The 14868-nt window shown below is 38.2% G+C and carries 11 protein-coding genes; 3 read left to right on the top strand and 8 right to left on the bottom strand.

Features of this window, described 5'->3' with window-relative positions:
* Positions 1–88: 88 nt before the first annotated feature.
* From BLP77_RS01970 to BLP77_RS01935, 8 genes are all read right to left on the bottom strand, one after another.
* Positions 89–1324 (bottom strand): aminopeptidase, encoded by a 1236-nt coding sequence (locus BLP77_RS01970; protein ID WP_093855418.1) that lies wholly within the window; start codon positions 1322–1324, stop codon positions 89–91.
* Between the two features lie 353 nt (positions 1325–1677).
* A complete protein-coding gene (locus BLP77_RS01965) occupies positions 1678–3066 on the bottom strand; it encodes an L-cystine transporter (protein WP_093855417.1) in 1389 nt (462 codons plus the stop codon).
* Between the two features lie 113 nt (positions 3067–3179).
* Complete coding sequence (locus BLP77_RS01960) at positions 3180–4250, bottom strand: hypothetical protein (RefSeq protein WP_093855416.1); 1071 nt, start codon at positions 4248–4250, stop codon at positions 3180–3182.
* A gap of 93 nt (positions 4251–4343) precedes the next feature.
* A complete protein-coding gene (locus BLP77_RS01955) occupies positions 4344–5141 on the bottom strand; it encodes a TerC family protein (protein WP_093855415.1) in 798 nt (265 codons plus the stop codon).
* A gap of 739 nt (positions 5142–5880) precedes the next feature.
* Positions 5881–6996 (bottom strand): DctP family TRAP transporter solute-binding subunit, encoded by a 1116-nt coding sequence (locus BLP77_RS01950; protein WP_245686777.1) that lies wholly within the window; start codon positions 6994–6996, stop codon positions 5881–5883.
* Positions 6997–7065: 69 nt separating this feature from the next.
* A complete protein-coding gene (locus BLP77_RS01945; RefSeq protein WP_093855414.1) occupies positions 7066–8337 on the bottom strand; it encodes a TRAP transporter large permease in 1272 nt (423 codons plus the stop codon).
* Between the two features lie 24 nt (positions 8338–8361).
* Positions 8362–8961 carry a TRAP transporter small permease gene (locus tag BLP77_RS01940; protein WP_245686776.1) on the bottom strand — a complete coding sequence of 200 codons (600 nt, stop codon included), beginning with the start codon at positions 8959–8961 and terminating at the stop codon, positions 8362–8364.
* A gap of 373 nt (positions 8962–9334) precedes the next feature.
* Positions 9335–11131, bottom strand: coding sequence for a cation:proton antiporter (locus BLP77_RS01935; RefSeq protein ID WP_093855413.1), 1797 nt, complete (start codon positions 11129–11131; stop codon positions 9335–9337).
* 138 nt (positions 11132–11269) lie between these two features.
* Here BLP77_RS01935 and BLP77_RS01930 point away from each other — a divergent pair, with 138 nt between their 5' ends.
* From BLP77_RS01930 to BLP77_RS01920, 3 genes are all read left to right on the top strand, one after another.
* Positions 11270–12841 (top strand): FMN-binding glutamate synthase family protein, encoded by a 1572-nt coding sequence (locus BLP77_RS01930; RefSeq protein WP_093855412.1) that lies wholly within the window; start codon positions 11270–11272, stop codon positions 12839–12841.
* Positions 12842–13015: 174 nt separating this feature from the next.
* Positions 13016–13357: a P-II family nitrogen regulator gene (locus BLP77_RS01925; RefSeq protein ID WP_093855411.1), complete on the top strand. Its 342-nt coding sequence runs from the start codon at positions 13016–13018 to the stop codon at positions 13355–13357.
* A 12-nt stretch (positions 13358–13369) separates the two neighbouring features.
* A complete protein-coding gene (locus tag BLP77_RS01920) occupies positions 13370–14755 on the top strand; it encodes an ammonium transporter (protein ID WP_093855410.1) in 1386 nt (461 codons plus the stop codon).
* Positions 14756–14868 lie beyond the last annotated feature (113 nt).

Here is a 14868-nt window from a genome sequence, read left to right as displayed (position 1 = left end):
CAACATACCTTACTTTCTAATTAGTAAATTTTGCTCATTTTACCATATTATAATACACAAAAAAAGATGAGACAAAGAAGTCCCATCTTTAAACAATTGCCCAGTTTCCATTTTCAATAATCGGTTCTTTTTGACCGTCTTCTGTGACACCATAGACGACCAAATCAGCTGATCCAATCATAAAGTCCTCATGAATTAAGCTTGTATTAATCCCTTTTTCTCTTAATTCATCTTGACTCAACTTCTCCCCATCCTTAAGATTAGTTGGATAAGCTTCACCTAATGCCATATGACAAGAGGCATTCTCATCATACAAGGTATTAAAGAAAATCAAGTCAGATTGTGAAATTGGCGATGAATGTGGAACAAGCGCTATTTCGCCAATACGAACCGCCCCATCATCGGTTTCAAGCAAGTGCTTCAACGTGTCAGCGCCTTGTTCTGCCTCAAAATTGACGACTTTACCTTTTTCAAACGTTAACGTAAAGCCATCAATTAAATTACCATTATAATTTAAAGGTTTCGTATTTTTAACCGTACCATTAATGCCTTCTCGGTGTGGTGCCGTAAAGACTTCCTCAGTTGGCATATTCGGGTTAAATTCTGCACCATTTTCCGCAATCGCGCCACCACCAGCCCAAATATGACCTTCGGGAAGCTCAATTGTCATATTGGCTGTTTCTGATTGGAACTCTAACGCACGATACTGCTTGTCATTTAAGTAATCACGAATTTGATATAACGTTGCATTATGTTTGTTCCAAGCTTCAATTGGATCATCTTGGTCCACTCGAACGATTGAGAAAATTTGTTCCCATAAGTCTGTTACCGCTTGATTTACATCCTTATCGGAGAAGATTTTCTTCGCCCATTTTTCAGTTGGAACTGACACAATCGACCATTGTACACGGTCGTTCATCATGTAGCTTCGATATTCACTTAATGCCTGACCTGAAGCCTTGGTAGCCTTAGCCACACGTTCTGGATCTACTCCTTCTAATAAGTCAGGATTCGGTGCATAGACTGATAAAATGGCACCGCCATCTTTAACATGACTGACTTGTTTATCTACTAACCAGTCTGGGACATTTTCTAAAATGTGAATGGGTTCACGGTCATATTTTTGACGCGTTAAATATTCATCCGACCAATTGACTAACACACCTTCTGCTCCTGCATCATAAGCCGCATCCACTACATAGTGGACAAACTCTCGCGCTTCAATCGGTGCGTTAATATAGAGTGATTGTCCTTCCTGGATATTGACGCCTTTTTGAATCGTTAATTTTGCATATTTTGTTAGTTGTTCCTTTGTTGGTATCATCATGACACTCCCTCGATCACTTTTCTCTTCTATTATTTCATATTTTGGTAAGCAATAAAAGTTTTTCCTCGTTTTATTTACTACGTCTACCGCAGTTGAAATACACTTCGCTTTCCGCGGGCAACGCTTCAGCCTCCTCGTAAGCACAATTCGCTTACTGCGGGGTCTTTATCTGTTGCTTTTCCGCGAAGAACTGGACGTTCAAGTGTCGGCGTTGGCCACAGGACGTGGCTGATTTAGCCGACCAGGAGTCTTCGTGTATTTCAACAGCTTGAAGAATTTTATATCATACAAATTTATCTGTTAAAACAATGTCTTTTAGAAAACAGCCCTTCCGAAGAAGAGCTGTTTCCTTAGACATCTGACATGTCGATTTGATTAGCTGATGGGTCATTAAATCGTTCTTTATTAAAATTACCTAAAACCCTTGATGTCAGTGTTCCTGATGTCATAGCACCATTAACATTAAGTGCCGTACGACCCATATCAATTAACGGTTCTATAGAAATGAGTAACCCAGCTAAGAAAACTGGTAAATCCATCGCTGATAAAACGATTAAAGCTGCAAACGTGGCACCACCACCGACACCTGCGACACCAAAGGAGCTAATCCCAACGATGAGAATCAACATAATTAAGAAGGTTGGATCTAGTGGGTTAACGCCGACTGTTGGAGCGATCATAACCGCAAGCATAGCCGGATAAATTCCAGCACAACCGTTTTGTCCAATCGTAGCACCAAAAGATGCTGACATATCAGCAACCCCGTCCGGTACCCCAAGATTATTCTTCTGGGTCTGAATATTCAACGGAATGGTCCCTGCACTAGAGCGTGATGTAAACGCAAAGCCAAGAACTGGTATCACCTTTTTCACATAGGTTAATGGGTTTAACCCTCCAAAGCTGATAAACAGTAAATGAATACCAAACATTATCAATAAGGCAACATAGGATGCTAGGACAAACTTGGATAACTCAACAATTCCGGCAACGTCTGTCTTGGCAACAGTATTAGCCATTAAACCTAATATCCCGTATGGTGTTAGGCGTAATATTAAAGTCACAATTCGCATGACGACTCCATAAACTGAATCGATTATCTTCGTAAACATTTCAGCTTGTTCTGGCTTTCTACGCCGTAACCCAAGTACGGCTACACCAATAAAAGCAGAGAAGATAACAACCGCAATGGTGGATGTGGCACGATCACCTGTCATATCCTGAAATGGGTTCGTTGGGATGAACTGTAAAATTCGCTCAGGCGTTGACATGTTTTCAACATCACCTAAACGTTCTTCTAAGTACATCCCGCGCTCTTGTTCCGATTGACCAGCTTCAATTTGGTCAGCGTTCAAGTCAAATGCTAATGAAGTCCCGACACCAATAACGGCAGCTATCATAGCCGTTCCAACTAATATACCTATAATCCAACCTGACATCTTACCAAGCTGTGATGTCTTTTCCAAATTCGTAATGGCTTTAATGATCGAGACCATAACTAAAGGGATGACAATCATCATTAATAATCGAATATAACCGGAACCAATGAGTGAATACCATTCAGTTGTATCGGCTACAAGATTACTTTCAGATCCATAGGCGACTTGGAGAAAGATACCAAGTAATACACCTAATCCTAGCCCAGCAAAGACACGTTTACTAAAGGATACATGTTTCTTTTGCATTTGAAATAACACAACAAGCAACAAAAACATAATCAATGCATTTAATACGAGTAACATTTCTCGATTCCCCTTTCTATTTAATTTATATATATTTTATAATTTCGATGTGGTTACTAAAGACTATTCCAAGAGAAAAGCCCTCACATCTTTGTGAGAGCACCCTTTACGACTTATGATTCTACCCAATTATTGATTCTTGCTGTTACACCTTGTAAAAACCCTTCATCTAGCGCATCTTGATATATCGTTTCAAACGCACGTTGTTTTTCCTGTATTTCCTTTAAAACTTCAGTCGCTCGCTTCATTTCATTTTTGTATTTTGATTTTAGCTCTAATATTTGTTCTTGATATTCTTGGTCCGGATTCCCATCTACAAATAATTCGTAGACATCAAAAATTTCATCCTTCGATCGTGATGGTTCGTGTTCATGAGGGTCTGTTGCGTCAAATATGGCTACACTCAGTTCTCTTATGATGACCATATCTAAGCTTTCAGGGTCAAAACCACAATGGTAGATCTCAATATCATAGCCACGATCTACAGCTTCATTGACGATTTTTTTCAACATCGTAGATTTACCGGTTCCTGATCGTCCTTTGATATAAATGCGCTCTTCCAATTCTTCAGTTAAATTCATAACAAAATCAACGGGTCCATTAGACGTTGCTGCACCTAAATACCGGTGAACCACTGACGATTTCTTATTCAACCAGCTTGTGCGAAAGAGTCGCTCAATGAGATTCTTTGTCTCACGATTGGCCTGGTCCACATTTAAAAATTTAATATAAATATTTTCAACTTCATGATGGTAACTTAAAGCCGTTTCAAAATGTTTGACGGATTGTTTGTATAAATTTTTAAGTTCAGACCGGATTTGAACAAGAAGTTTCTCATTTTTCTTTAAATGTTCTTGATCATATCCTTCGCCAATATAAATGAGATTTTCGAAAAGCTTCGGGAATACTAACCGTTTACTACTCATCTTCGTTCGGTCAATGACAGCTATTTTTAATTTGGGAATCACAACTGCTTCGAGTTGATTTGGTTCAATATGGTTATAAACACATCCTACTTCATACTCTTTTTCATACTTTTCGACTATATCATTTAGTATGGGATGAACAATTGAAGTGAACCCGCCTTCAATATACAAAACACGATCAAGCTGAGATATTAAATCATCATAAAAACGATAATAGCCTCTTGCCGTTGTTCCCCCTAGGAAGTAAGGTCTTTTCATATTTTGCCCCCTCAAGTATCAGTCAGTATATTAGTATATGTTTGTAAAATAAAAAAAGAACTAATCCAACCAATGGATTAGTTCTTTCATCGATTAATCATTTAACGGTTCTAGTTCTTCTTCCGCTATGTCTTCCTTTTTTGAACCAAACCAGCCTATTGCGGCAATCGCAACGAGCACGATATAAAATATCGCCTTCCATAAACCAGAATGGGCAAAATCATATGGTATCCAACCGATATCTTCGTGGGACATCGTAATGACAGCTAGCTTAACACCAACCCAGCCTACAATAATAAAAGCTGCTGTTTCTAAACCAGGGCGTTGTTTTAACAATTTGACAAAATAGGTGGCGGCAAAACGCATAATGATAACACCGATTAAGCCACCTAGTAAAACAACTGTAAATTGGCCTCCATCCATGCCACCGATTTGTGGTAGTGGGGTTCCTGGTAAAGCAACAGCTAAAGCTACTGCAGCTAAAATGGAATCTACCGCAAAAGCTATATCTGCGAACTCTACTTTAACAACCGTCATCCAAAAGCCAGATCCTTTGACATCCCGCTTGGCATTTTCCTCCTCTGCAGTTTCTTCTTCATCTTTTTTAACGTATTTCTTAACAATATGATTAACAGCAATATAAAGTAGGTATATGGATCCTATCGCTTGGACTTGCCAGACATCCACTAAAAAGGAAATAATAAATAATGATCCTAAACGTAATATGAACGCACCAAACAGACCATAGAACAACGCTTTTTTACGTTGTTTTTCTGGCAAATGTTTAACCATAATAGCTAAAACAAGGGCGTTATCTGCTGCTAAAATCCCTTCTAATCCAATTAAGACGAGTAGTACCCAACCGTATTCCAGTAATAGTCCTGCTTCCATTATTCGATCGCTCCCTTACCCTTATAGTTTAAATACAAACCATGTCTTTTTATACTGAAAAAATAAAATAAGGGCTTTTTGTAGAAGGCTCTTTTCGTAAACTTTGTTGCTATTTAGCATGATATTGATTCGCTATCGGCGGACGCTTTCCGCGGGCACGGCCTCAACTTCCCAAAGCTCACTACCGTTCACTTTGCGTGATTTTCGACTCGTGCTGTCCCGCGACGCACACGACGTGCTAGTGTCGGCGTTGGCCACAAATGCTACTTGCGTTACATCCTTGCGTAAGTTTGCGCCGAGTAACCGCAGGCGCAGGACGTGGCCGCCTTTAGCCGACCAGGAGTCGCCGCCTATCGCTCATCAATATTCTTTCACCCATTATCTGATCATTGGTTCTAAAACAACAACAAATACGAAAACAGCCTAGTGGAAAAAGAAAAAGCCTTTACCGCAAACGTAACGGTAAAGGCTAAAGACATATAAAAAACCTTTACGTAACGTCACGTTAACGTAAAGGTCTCGCTCACAACATAGGATCGTTGTCGTTATAGCCGGAGAATATATCATCTCGAAATGACGACTATAACGTTACAAGCTACTCCCCTTTTAAGAGATATCATTTTATTTTGTTACTTTTATCATAATAGATGTCTTGTTTTAAGTCAATTAAGAAATTAGACACAAGCTAAACATAACCCAATGAAGTTTATTCACTCCATTGGGTTATATAAAAATCCTATTATTCAGCTGTAGCTGCTTCGATTTCTTCGATTAACTTATCTAAAATAGCACCATCTACAGTTGAGACTTCGTTACGATAGAAGTCACGAACAGGAACTGCTAATTCTCTAAACGCTTCACGTTGTTCTTCAGATAATTCAACTACTTCTGTTGGTGTATCAGTATCAGTCTTAATTTGTTCTAAGAAATCCTCGTTTTGAGCTTTTTGTTCTTCAAATACCCATTCTTGCATTTCATCTACGGTTTCATCAACCATAGTCTGTACTTCTTCACTTAAACCTTCATACCACTCAGAGTTAACAGTTGTTGTTGCAACATAGTTGTTGTGTCTAGAAAGCATCATATAATCTTGCACTTCGTTAAATGATGCATCCGCAATAAAGAAAATTGGGTTTTCTTGACCATCAACTGTACCTTGATCTAGACCAGTGTATAGGTCACCCCAGCTCATAGACTGTGGATTTGCACCATAAGCTTCGTATGACTCAATAATTAATGGTGACGTTTGAACACGCATCTTGAAGTTTTCAAAATCACTTGGTTGTTCTAAAGGTTTATTAGCAGTCCACTGCATGAAACCTTCTGACCAGAATGATAGTGGTGTTAAACCATGTTCTTGATATTGTTTAACTAAATCTTGGTTTAACGCTTCACTCGTATTTAGAATTTCCTGTGTTTGTTCAACACTATCCGGGAATAAGAAATGCAACGCAAAGATTTGGCTTTCTTTAACCATGTTACCAATGAAACCAGGTGACGTAACCGCTAATTGAACGGCACCGTTTTGTAGCTGTTCTACTTGGTCAACTTCATCTCCTAGACCACCAAATTCATATGGTGTAACCGTGATTTTTCCACCTGATTTCTCAGAAATACGATTCGCGAATTCTTCCGCATACTCATATTGAACTTGTCCGTCTTGCTCTTCCGTTACGAATAACCATTCTTGTTCTTCTATATCACTAGCTGATTCAGATTCACCTTCTGATGAATCGCCTTCACTACCTGTATCACCTGTATTATCTTCTTCCGGAGTATCTTCTTCAGAACCATCATCTGAACCTCCGCATGCTGCTAAAAACAGCCCTAATGTTAACATTAATACTGCTAACAAGAAAAACTTTCGTTTAAAAATTGTAAAAACCCCCTATGTTATTTAAAAAAATTTATGTCAAGATCTCCCTTATAATAATAAAAGAGAAATCTCTTCAAAGAAAATGAGTAAAATAGATATTAACACCATGATTATAATGAAAGGTGGTGTCCCTTTAATGACTTCCATATATGGCTTATTAAACACCGCACTGGCCGTGAATATATCGACCCCAAATGGTGGTGTTGCCGACCCCAATGCTGCCTGGAAGGTAATGATAATTCCTAAGTGAATTGGATCAACCCCCACACCTTCAGCAATTGGTAAGAAAATTGGTGTTAACACTAAAATCACAACAATTGGATCTACAAACATACATCCAATAAAGAAGAATAGTGTCACAATAAGTAAAACATATATTTGACTTGGATCTGAACCTAAAATGGCTTCAGAAAGCATCTGTGGTATTCTTTCTAAGTTCACTAAATAGGCGAATACTTGCCCGCCTGCAACTAATATGAATACAGCAGATGTGACCAACCCAGTCGATAAAGCAATACTTGGGATTTGCTTTAAATGTATGGATCGATAAATAATGACTTCCAAAGCTAAGGCATATAAGACAGATACACCTGCAGCTTCAGTTGCAGTGAACCATCCCATATAAATACCGCCAATAACTAATATTGGGAATCCAAGTGGTAATATAGCATTTTTTAATGCTTGACCACGCTGCTTCCAGGTTGCCTTATCCGTAAGCGGGATATTTTTTATCTTAGCATAAATTACACTATATGTAGCAAAAGCCAAGAATACGATAACACCCGGTATAATACCTGCTATGAATAAATCTCCAATCGATTCTCCTGACACGAGACCATACATGATTAAACCAATACTTGGCGGAACTAATAGAGCTACGTCACTGGCATTTATAATTAATGCCATCGCGCTTGAATCCTTATAGCCTGCTTTTAATAAACGTTCACGCATTGGTCGACCAACCGCAACAACTGTAGCCTGTGTGGAGCCTGAAATAGAACCAAATAAAGTACAAGCTGCCGCAGTAGTTACCGCATAACCACCACGAATATGACCAATAAAAGATCCAACCAAATCTAGGAGGCGATTAGATGTTCGACCTGATGTCATAATATCCGCTGCAAATATAAACAACGGAACACATAATAACGAATATGATTCAATCCCTGTAATTAATTGCCCAACCATAATCGATGAATCTAAATTAAAAGTTGTATAACCTAATAATACAACGAGAAACGGAGCAAGAATTAAAGGAATCATCATAGGGAAATTAAACAATAGTAAAACTACCATAATCCCTAACATTACCGTCAGCATATAGATTTCCTCACCTTATTAAATTTATACTTGCATCTGCTCATCGGCATCACGATCCTCTGGTTTGATATCGTTATAATCTAATGCATCCGTACCGATGTAAACTTCTTTATTGACAATATTAACGTATAGATTACGTAAATATTGTATGCCACCCATTAAGAATCCTAATGGAACAAACATATACATCAAATACAATGGAACTTCTAGTACAGTAGTCGTTTTACCCGTTTCATAAATTCCATTGACATAATTGTATGAAACATACGCTAAAGCAAATAATGCTAAAGAAGTACCTAGAGGAATAATGATAGCCATGGCCTTACGCAAAAACCACGGAACTGTATCGTAGACAGCAGACATACTGATGTGTCTTCCCTTTCGTGCAGCGTAGCTAATCCCCATAAACGTTGAAATAATAATCGCAAACTTAGCTATTTCTGCATGAAACACAATACTTGGTCCAAATAATTCCCGACTTATAACATTCGAACAAACCATTAAAGCAATAATAATAACTGAAGCACTTAATATGAATTCTTCAATTTTTAAAATCGCACGATCAATGGCGTTCAAAGCTTTAACCAAAAAATTAGATTGCGAGTTCTCTTCACTCTTATTCACTATTTTCCTCCCTCCATGCCATGCTATATTTTAACAAAAATATGTAATTGCCCATGCGTTATCTATTTAATAATATATGATTATGACATTCTCTTACAAATGGCATATGATGTGATTTAAATCAATTTAATATATTATAGGTGTATGTTTTTGGTCATAAAATTATTATTCTTTATTATGTTTTGAATTACTACATTATAGTTAAAATTACTCACAATCTGCCCATAAAGGAAATGATATCCATTAAAATATAATGATAATTATTATATTGTTAAAATATTCTGACATAATAAGCTGTTTTTGTCTACCCTATTTCTATAAAAAATAAACCAGCTATCTAAAAAAATCTTGATAGCTGGTTCGTGTCATATTCCTACATTTGATTCGGTTTTTGTAGACTGACCACGGTATCTCCCGTTTCAGCTCGAACGTCGTTAGTTGGTGTAAAGAAATCAATGGATCCTGATTTTCTCACAACCAATAATAAAATACTTTCATCATTTAATTCTTCTAAAAATTGCTCAAACGAAAATTGTTCCGTAATCATCGTCCTTTTGAAAAGATAACCTTTATTAATTTTTTCATTTAATAAGCTCCAATTAGCCCGTTCCTCAAATAACAATCGACCACTAATGTGATTACTAACATCCTCCAATTGATCGCCTTGATTAACCTGAAGGGGGAGCTGGTATAAATGTTGTCGACCAAATGCCGGGGTAAATGTAGAGCTAATTAACGTGTTGTACGAGTCATATTCCGTTAAACTAATCATATATTCGTACGGGGTCAGGTCTATTTGATAATCTGTTTGTTCTGACAATATTTCCCCATGCTCATATGGGACACCCAAGCGACGCGCGTGTGACAAGCGACTCCATGACGAATCACTAATTAGAACAGGTATATTTAAATCTTCTAAAACTTTGGCAAAATTCGCGGAAAATTTACTTGATCCAACAATTAATACACCTGGTTTACTTTCAGCAGATAATCCGAGTTTTTTCGCTATCCAACTTAATGAAAAGCCGTGTGCACATACCGTTGCAAATACGAGACCGAATGTTAAGGACGTTAAGATATCTGCATCAGCAAACCCTGCATCTAATAACACTTCAGCAAAATATCCAGATACCGTTAAAGCTACAATCCCACGTGGAGCAATCCAACCAACTAACAGTTTTTCCTTTAAGGTAAGATCGGTATTAATCGTTGATAAAAATATACTTAAAGGTCGATTAATAAATAACATAAATAATATAAAGAAGATAATATGCCAATCAAATATAGATAAAAGCGTCTCACGATTGAGTGAAGCCGTTAGCAAAATAAAGACAACTGATATGAGAAGAATCGATATATTTTCTTTAAAATGCCTCATATCTCCGATTGATGAGATATGCATATTAGCAATCGTAATCCCCATCACCGTTACCGCGAGTAACCCCGTTTCGTGCATGACGGTATCACTGAAAACGAAAGCCATGATCACGCTAACCAATACAACTGGTGACTTTAAGTATTCAGGTACAAACCCTTTTTCAAACATCCAGCCGATCCCATAACCAAAAAACGCACCGATAATAACGGCTATTAAAGAAGCAAATAAAAAGGATAAAACTGTGGTGAAGGTCACCTGATCCATGGTTAAAAATTTAATAAATTCATAAGCAAACACAGCTAATAAGGCACCAAATGGATCAACAATAATACCTTCCCATTTTAATATCGCTGCAGGACGAGGTTTTAACTTAGCTTGACGAAGTAACGGTAAAATGACGGTAGGTCCAGTGACAATAAAGATAGCACCAATCACAAATGCTACCGCCCAAGATAAACCTGCGATATAATGCGCAGCTAGGGAACCAATAACCCACGCCAGGAACGCACCGATTGTCGTAATCCGACCGATTGGACGCCCTAATCCCTTAATCTCTCTAAAATCTAAATTAAGACTTCCTTCAAATAATATAATACCTACGGCAATCGAAATAAGTGGTCCGTATAGTTCTCCTAGATCCTGTTGTGGATTTATAATACCAAAAATTGGCCCGGCTAATAGCCCCATAACCGACATGACAACAATTGCTGGCATTCGATAACGCCAGGCGATCCATTGGGAAACAACGCCGAGTGAGCCAATGAGCATTAACTTAAATAATAAACTCTCCATATTGAAATACCTCTCCTAATTGACGTAAAAGACTCATGCATTAGTGTATTTTGTGTTATATTGACAATGGTGTAATTTAAAATCACTTATTTTATAATTTCACGCTTGAAATTATATATATATTTGGGAGGGGAGTCAATGACTGAGATTGCTTCATTATTATTATTAATTATTATTTTAATTTTGCTCATCATTCCAGGGTTTTTCATGATCTATGGATACTTTGTTGACCGTAATCAGCAAAGACATTCCGTTTTAAAAAATTACCCATTAATAGGTAGGATGCGCTATTTTTTTGAAAGTATTGGACCTGAGCTGAGACAATATTTATTTACTGAAGATAATTCAGGTAAGCCTTTTTCTAGAAAAGACTATCAAAACATTGTCCTGCCCGCTAAATACAACAAACGTATGGTCGGCTTTGGATCACAACGAGATTTTGATCAACCAGGTTATTACATAAAAAATACGATGTATCCAAAATTAACCGAAGAATTAGCTATTGAACAAAGCCCCGTCATTGAATCGTATGTTTATAACATCGAAAAAGAATATCTTTTCTCACGTAAGGAATATCGGACTAAAACTGATATCCAACCTTATTTACTAGATGATGACCATGTGATTGTAATCGGCGAAAATTGCCCAAACCCTTTTCAAGTTAAAGGACTCATTGGTATGTCTGGAATGAGCTACGGTGCTTTAGGGGACCGTGCCATTACAGCGTTATCCTTAGGGCTTGGACGTGCTGGAGGAACATGGATGAACACAGGTGAAGGTGGCGTTTCCGACTACCATTTAAAAGGTAATGTAGATTTAATCATGCAAATCGGACCAGGGTTATTTGGCGTGCGGACCCACGAAGGTGAGATCTCCTGGGAGGAATTAAAGAAAAAAGCAAATATCGAACAAGTCAAAGCCTTTGAATTAAAGCTCGCTCAAGGTGCTAAAACTCGAGGCGGACACGTTGAAGCTGATAAAGTCACACAGGAAATCGCTGAAATACGGAATATTCCACCTTATCAAACGGTTGATAGCCCGAACCGCTTTAAAGAATTTGACGATCCATATACGATGCTTGAATTTATTGAACGTATTCGAGATGTTGCTGGGAAACCGGTTGGGATTAAAATCGTTGTTGGTCAACAGCGCGATGTAGATGACTTGGCTCGTGCGATGAAGGAGACGGGCAAAGCACCTGACTTCATTTCCGTTGATGGCGGTGAAGGTGGAACCGGTGCAACCTATCAAGAGTTAGCCGATAGTGTTGGTTTACCAATCAAATCAGCGATTCCGATTTTGCATCAAGCCTTAATTGATCACAATGTCCGTGATCGAGTGAAAATCATCGCATCAGGTAAGTTATTTACACCAGATCGAATTGCGGTCGCCCTTGCATTAGGGGCTGACCTTATCCAATTGGCTAGAGCATTTATGGTAACAGTCGGTTGTATTTTGGCTCAAGTTTGTCATACTAACCACTGCCCAGTCGGGGTTGCAACTACTGACTCTAAGCTTCAACAAGCCCTAGATATAAAAGAGAAATCCTATCGCGTTACCAATTATGTCGTGTCTGTTCGCGAAGGGTTATACAATATTGCTGCGTCAGCTGGCTTAGAATCACCGACTGAATTTAAAGATGAACATGTATCATATAAAGACCTTTACGATGTTATTTATGAAAACCACCTCATGACAAGTGAAAAATAACAACATATCAATCAATGGACTCCGTTTATTCGGAGTCCTATTTATTTTGTGTTAACTTTACTCACAAAAATTAAAAAACACACTTGATTTCTCCGAAAAATAGGTATATTATAAATATAATTTACATTCAATGTTATAAAAGTTAACAAAATTTAAGAGGAAAGGAGATTCTACATGAAAAAAGTAGACGCGATTATTCGCCCAGAAACGTTTCAAGAACTTCGAGAAGAGTTCGACAATCTTGGCGTTAATGGGATGACCGTTTCAGAAGTAGCTGGGTGTGGTCAGCAAAAGGGACAAGAAGGTATATTCCGAGGTAATCGATATGAAATTAAACTTTATCCAAAGGTTAAAGTCGAACTTGTCGTTGATGATCACGAGATTGATCCAATTATTGAAACCATTGTTAACACTTGCTCAACTGGGGAGGTTGGCGACGGGAAAATCTTTATTTCTCCAATTGAAAATGTTTATCGAATTCGGACAGGAGAAGTTGGTAAAGAAGCATTAATATAAGGAGGAAACTTTATGATTAAAAAATTATCGTGTTTAACAGCAGGTTTAATTTTACTTCCGACGATGGTTCATGCAGATACACATGAAGATCTTGCCCCTGTTATTGATTCCATTGATATGGTTTGGATGATGCTTGGTGCACTTCTTGTATTCTTTATGCATGCAGGTTTTGCTATGGTCGAAACAGGCTTTACTCGTTCTAAAAACGCATTAAATATTTTAATGAAAAACATGATGACGATTTCCATCGCATCTGTTTTATATTTTTTATTTGGTTTTGGCCTTATGTTTGGCGAAAGCTTAGGTGGATTTATTGGTTCAACAGGGTTCTTTTTACAAAGCGAAATGGATCAAATCGGTTTCTTTGTTTTCCAAGCGATGTTTGCCGCCACATGTGCAACGATTATTTCTGGAGCGGTTGCAGAGCGCATGAGGTTAAGCTCATACCTATTACTTACACTTTTCATGACGGGTCTTATTTATCCAATTGTCGGCCACTGGGTATGGGGTGGCGGTTGGTTAGCTGAATTAGGTTTTGTAGATTTTGCTGGTTCAACAGTTGTTCACTTAACAGGTGCTATTGGTGGTTTAGCAACTGTTTTATTCCTAGGACCACGACTCGGTAAATACACAAAAGGAAAAGTAAATGTTATTCCAGGTCACAACATTCCAATTGGAGCTTTAGGGGTGTTTATTCTATGGTTTGGATGGTTCGGGTTTAATGGTGGAAGTACCTTAGCGGCAGATACAAGTCTCATTCCAACCGTTATTGCAACAACATTACTATCAGCTTCAGCTGGTGTTGTCACATCTGCACTATATTCTTACTTAAAATTTAAACGTATCGACGCAACCCTTACATTAAATGGTGCTTTAGCTGGGCTAGTTGGGATTACAGCAGGTACAGCAAACGTTTCTCCAGTTGGCGCAATCATCATCGGTCTAATTGCTGGCGTAATTTTAGTTGAGGGCGTTCAGTTACTAGATCAAGTTCTCAAAATCGACGACCCTGTCGGCGCTATTACAGTTCACGGGATATGCGGTATTTGGGGTACTATAGCGGTTGGTTTATTTGCAGTTGAAGGTGGATTATTCTACAGCGGTGATGTTACCCTACTAAGTATTCAGGCAATCGGCGTAATAAGTGTAGTTGCTTGGACACTAGTTGTTACAAGTGTCGTTCTCTTCTTTGTCACTCGCTTTGGATCAATTCGGGTATCTCGTGAAGAAGAGGTTTCTGGATTGGATTTCTCCGAACATGGATCCACTGCTTATGAAGCTACGAACAGCATCTACAATGAAAACCTGGATACTCGAGGTGAATTCGGAGTGGGATTAATAAAACGCCTTGACGGAATAGAGAGCACTGAGCCTGATTCAGGGCACCAACCTTCTTGATGTAAATAGGAACTCGCAACTATGTGAGTTCCTATTTTTATATGGTAAAGTGATGGGAATTCACATCGGCTAGGCATAGAATCAAAAAAAAGCCATAGCTCAATCTAGAGCCA

The sequence above is a fragment of the Tenuibacillus multivorans genome (genome assembly GCF_900103915.1).
In the GTDB taxonomy this organism is placed as follows: domain Bacteria; phylum Bacillota; class Bacilli; order Bacillales; family Alkalibacillaceae; genus Tenuibacillus; species Tenuibacillus multivorans.
This window is presented reverse-complemented; position numbering and strand designations above follow the sequence as displayed.

Bases quoted from the DNA above. Each gene is read 5' to 3' on its own strand.
- BLP77_RS01965 (WP_093855417.1), bottom strand. From the start codon at position 3,066: ATGTTACTCGTATTAAATGCATTGATTATGTTTTTGTTGCTTGTTGTG.
- BLP77_RS01970 (WP_093855418.1), bottom strand. From the start codon at position 1,324: ATGATACCAACAAAGGAACAACTAACAAAATATGCAAAATTAACGATT.
- BLP77_RS01960 (WP_093855416.1), bottom strand. From the start codon at position 4,250: ATGAAAAGACCTTACTTCCTAGGGGGAACAACGGCAAGAGGCTATTAT.
- BLP77_RS01945 (WP_093855414.1), bottom strand. From the start codon at position 8,337: ATGCTGACGGTAATGTTAGGGATTATGGTAGTTTTACTATTGTTTAAT.
- BLP77_RS01935 (WP_093855413.1), bottom strand. From the start codon at position 11,131: ATGGAGAGTTTATTATTTAAGTTAATGCTCATTGGCTCACTCGGCGTT.
- BLP77_RS01925 (WP_093855411.1), top strand. From the start codon at position 13,016: ATGAAAAAAGTAGACGCGATTATTCGCCCAGAAACGTTTCAAGAACTT.
- BLP77_RS01955 (WP_093855415.1), bottom strand. From the start codon at position 5,141: ATGGAAGCAGGACTATTACTGGAATACGGTTGGGTACTACTCGTCTTA.
- BLP77_RS01930 (WP_093855412.1), top strand. From the start codon at position 11,270: ATGACTGAGATTGCTTCATTATTATTATTAATTATTATTTTAATTTTG.
- BLP77_RS01920 (WP_093855410.1), top strand. From the start codon at position 13,370: ATGATTAAAAAATTATCGTGTTTAACAGCAGGTTTAATTTTACTTCCG.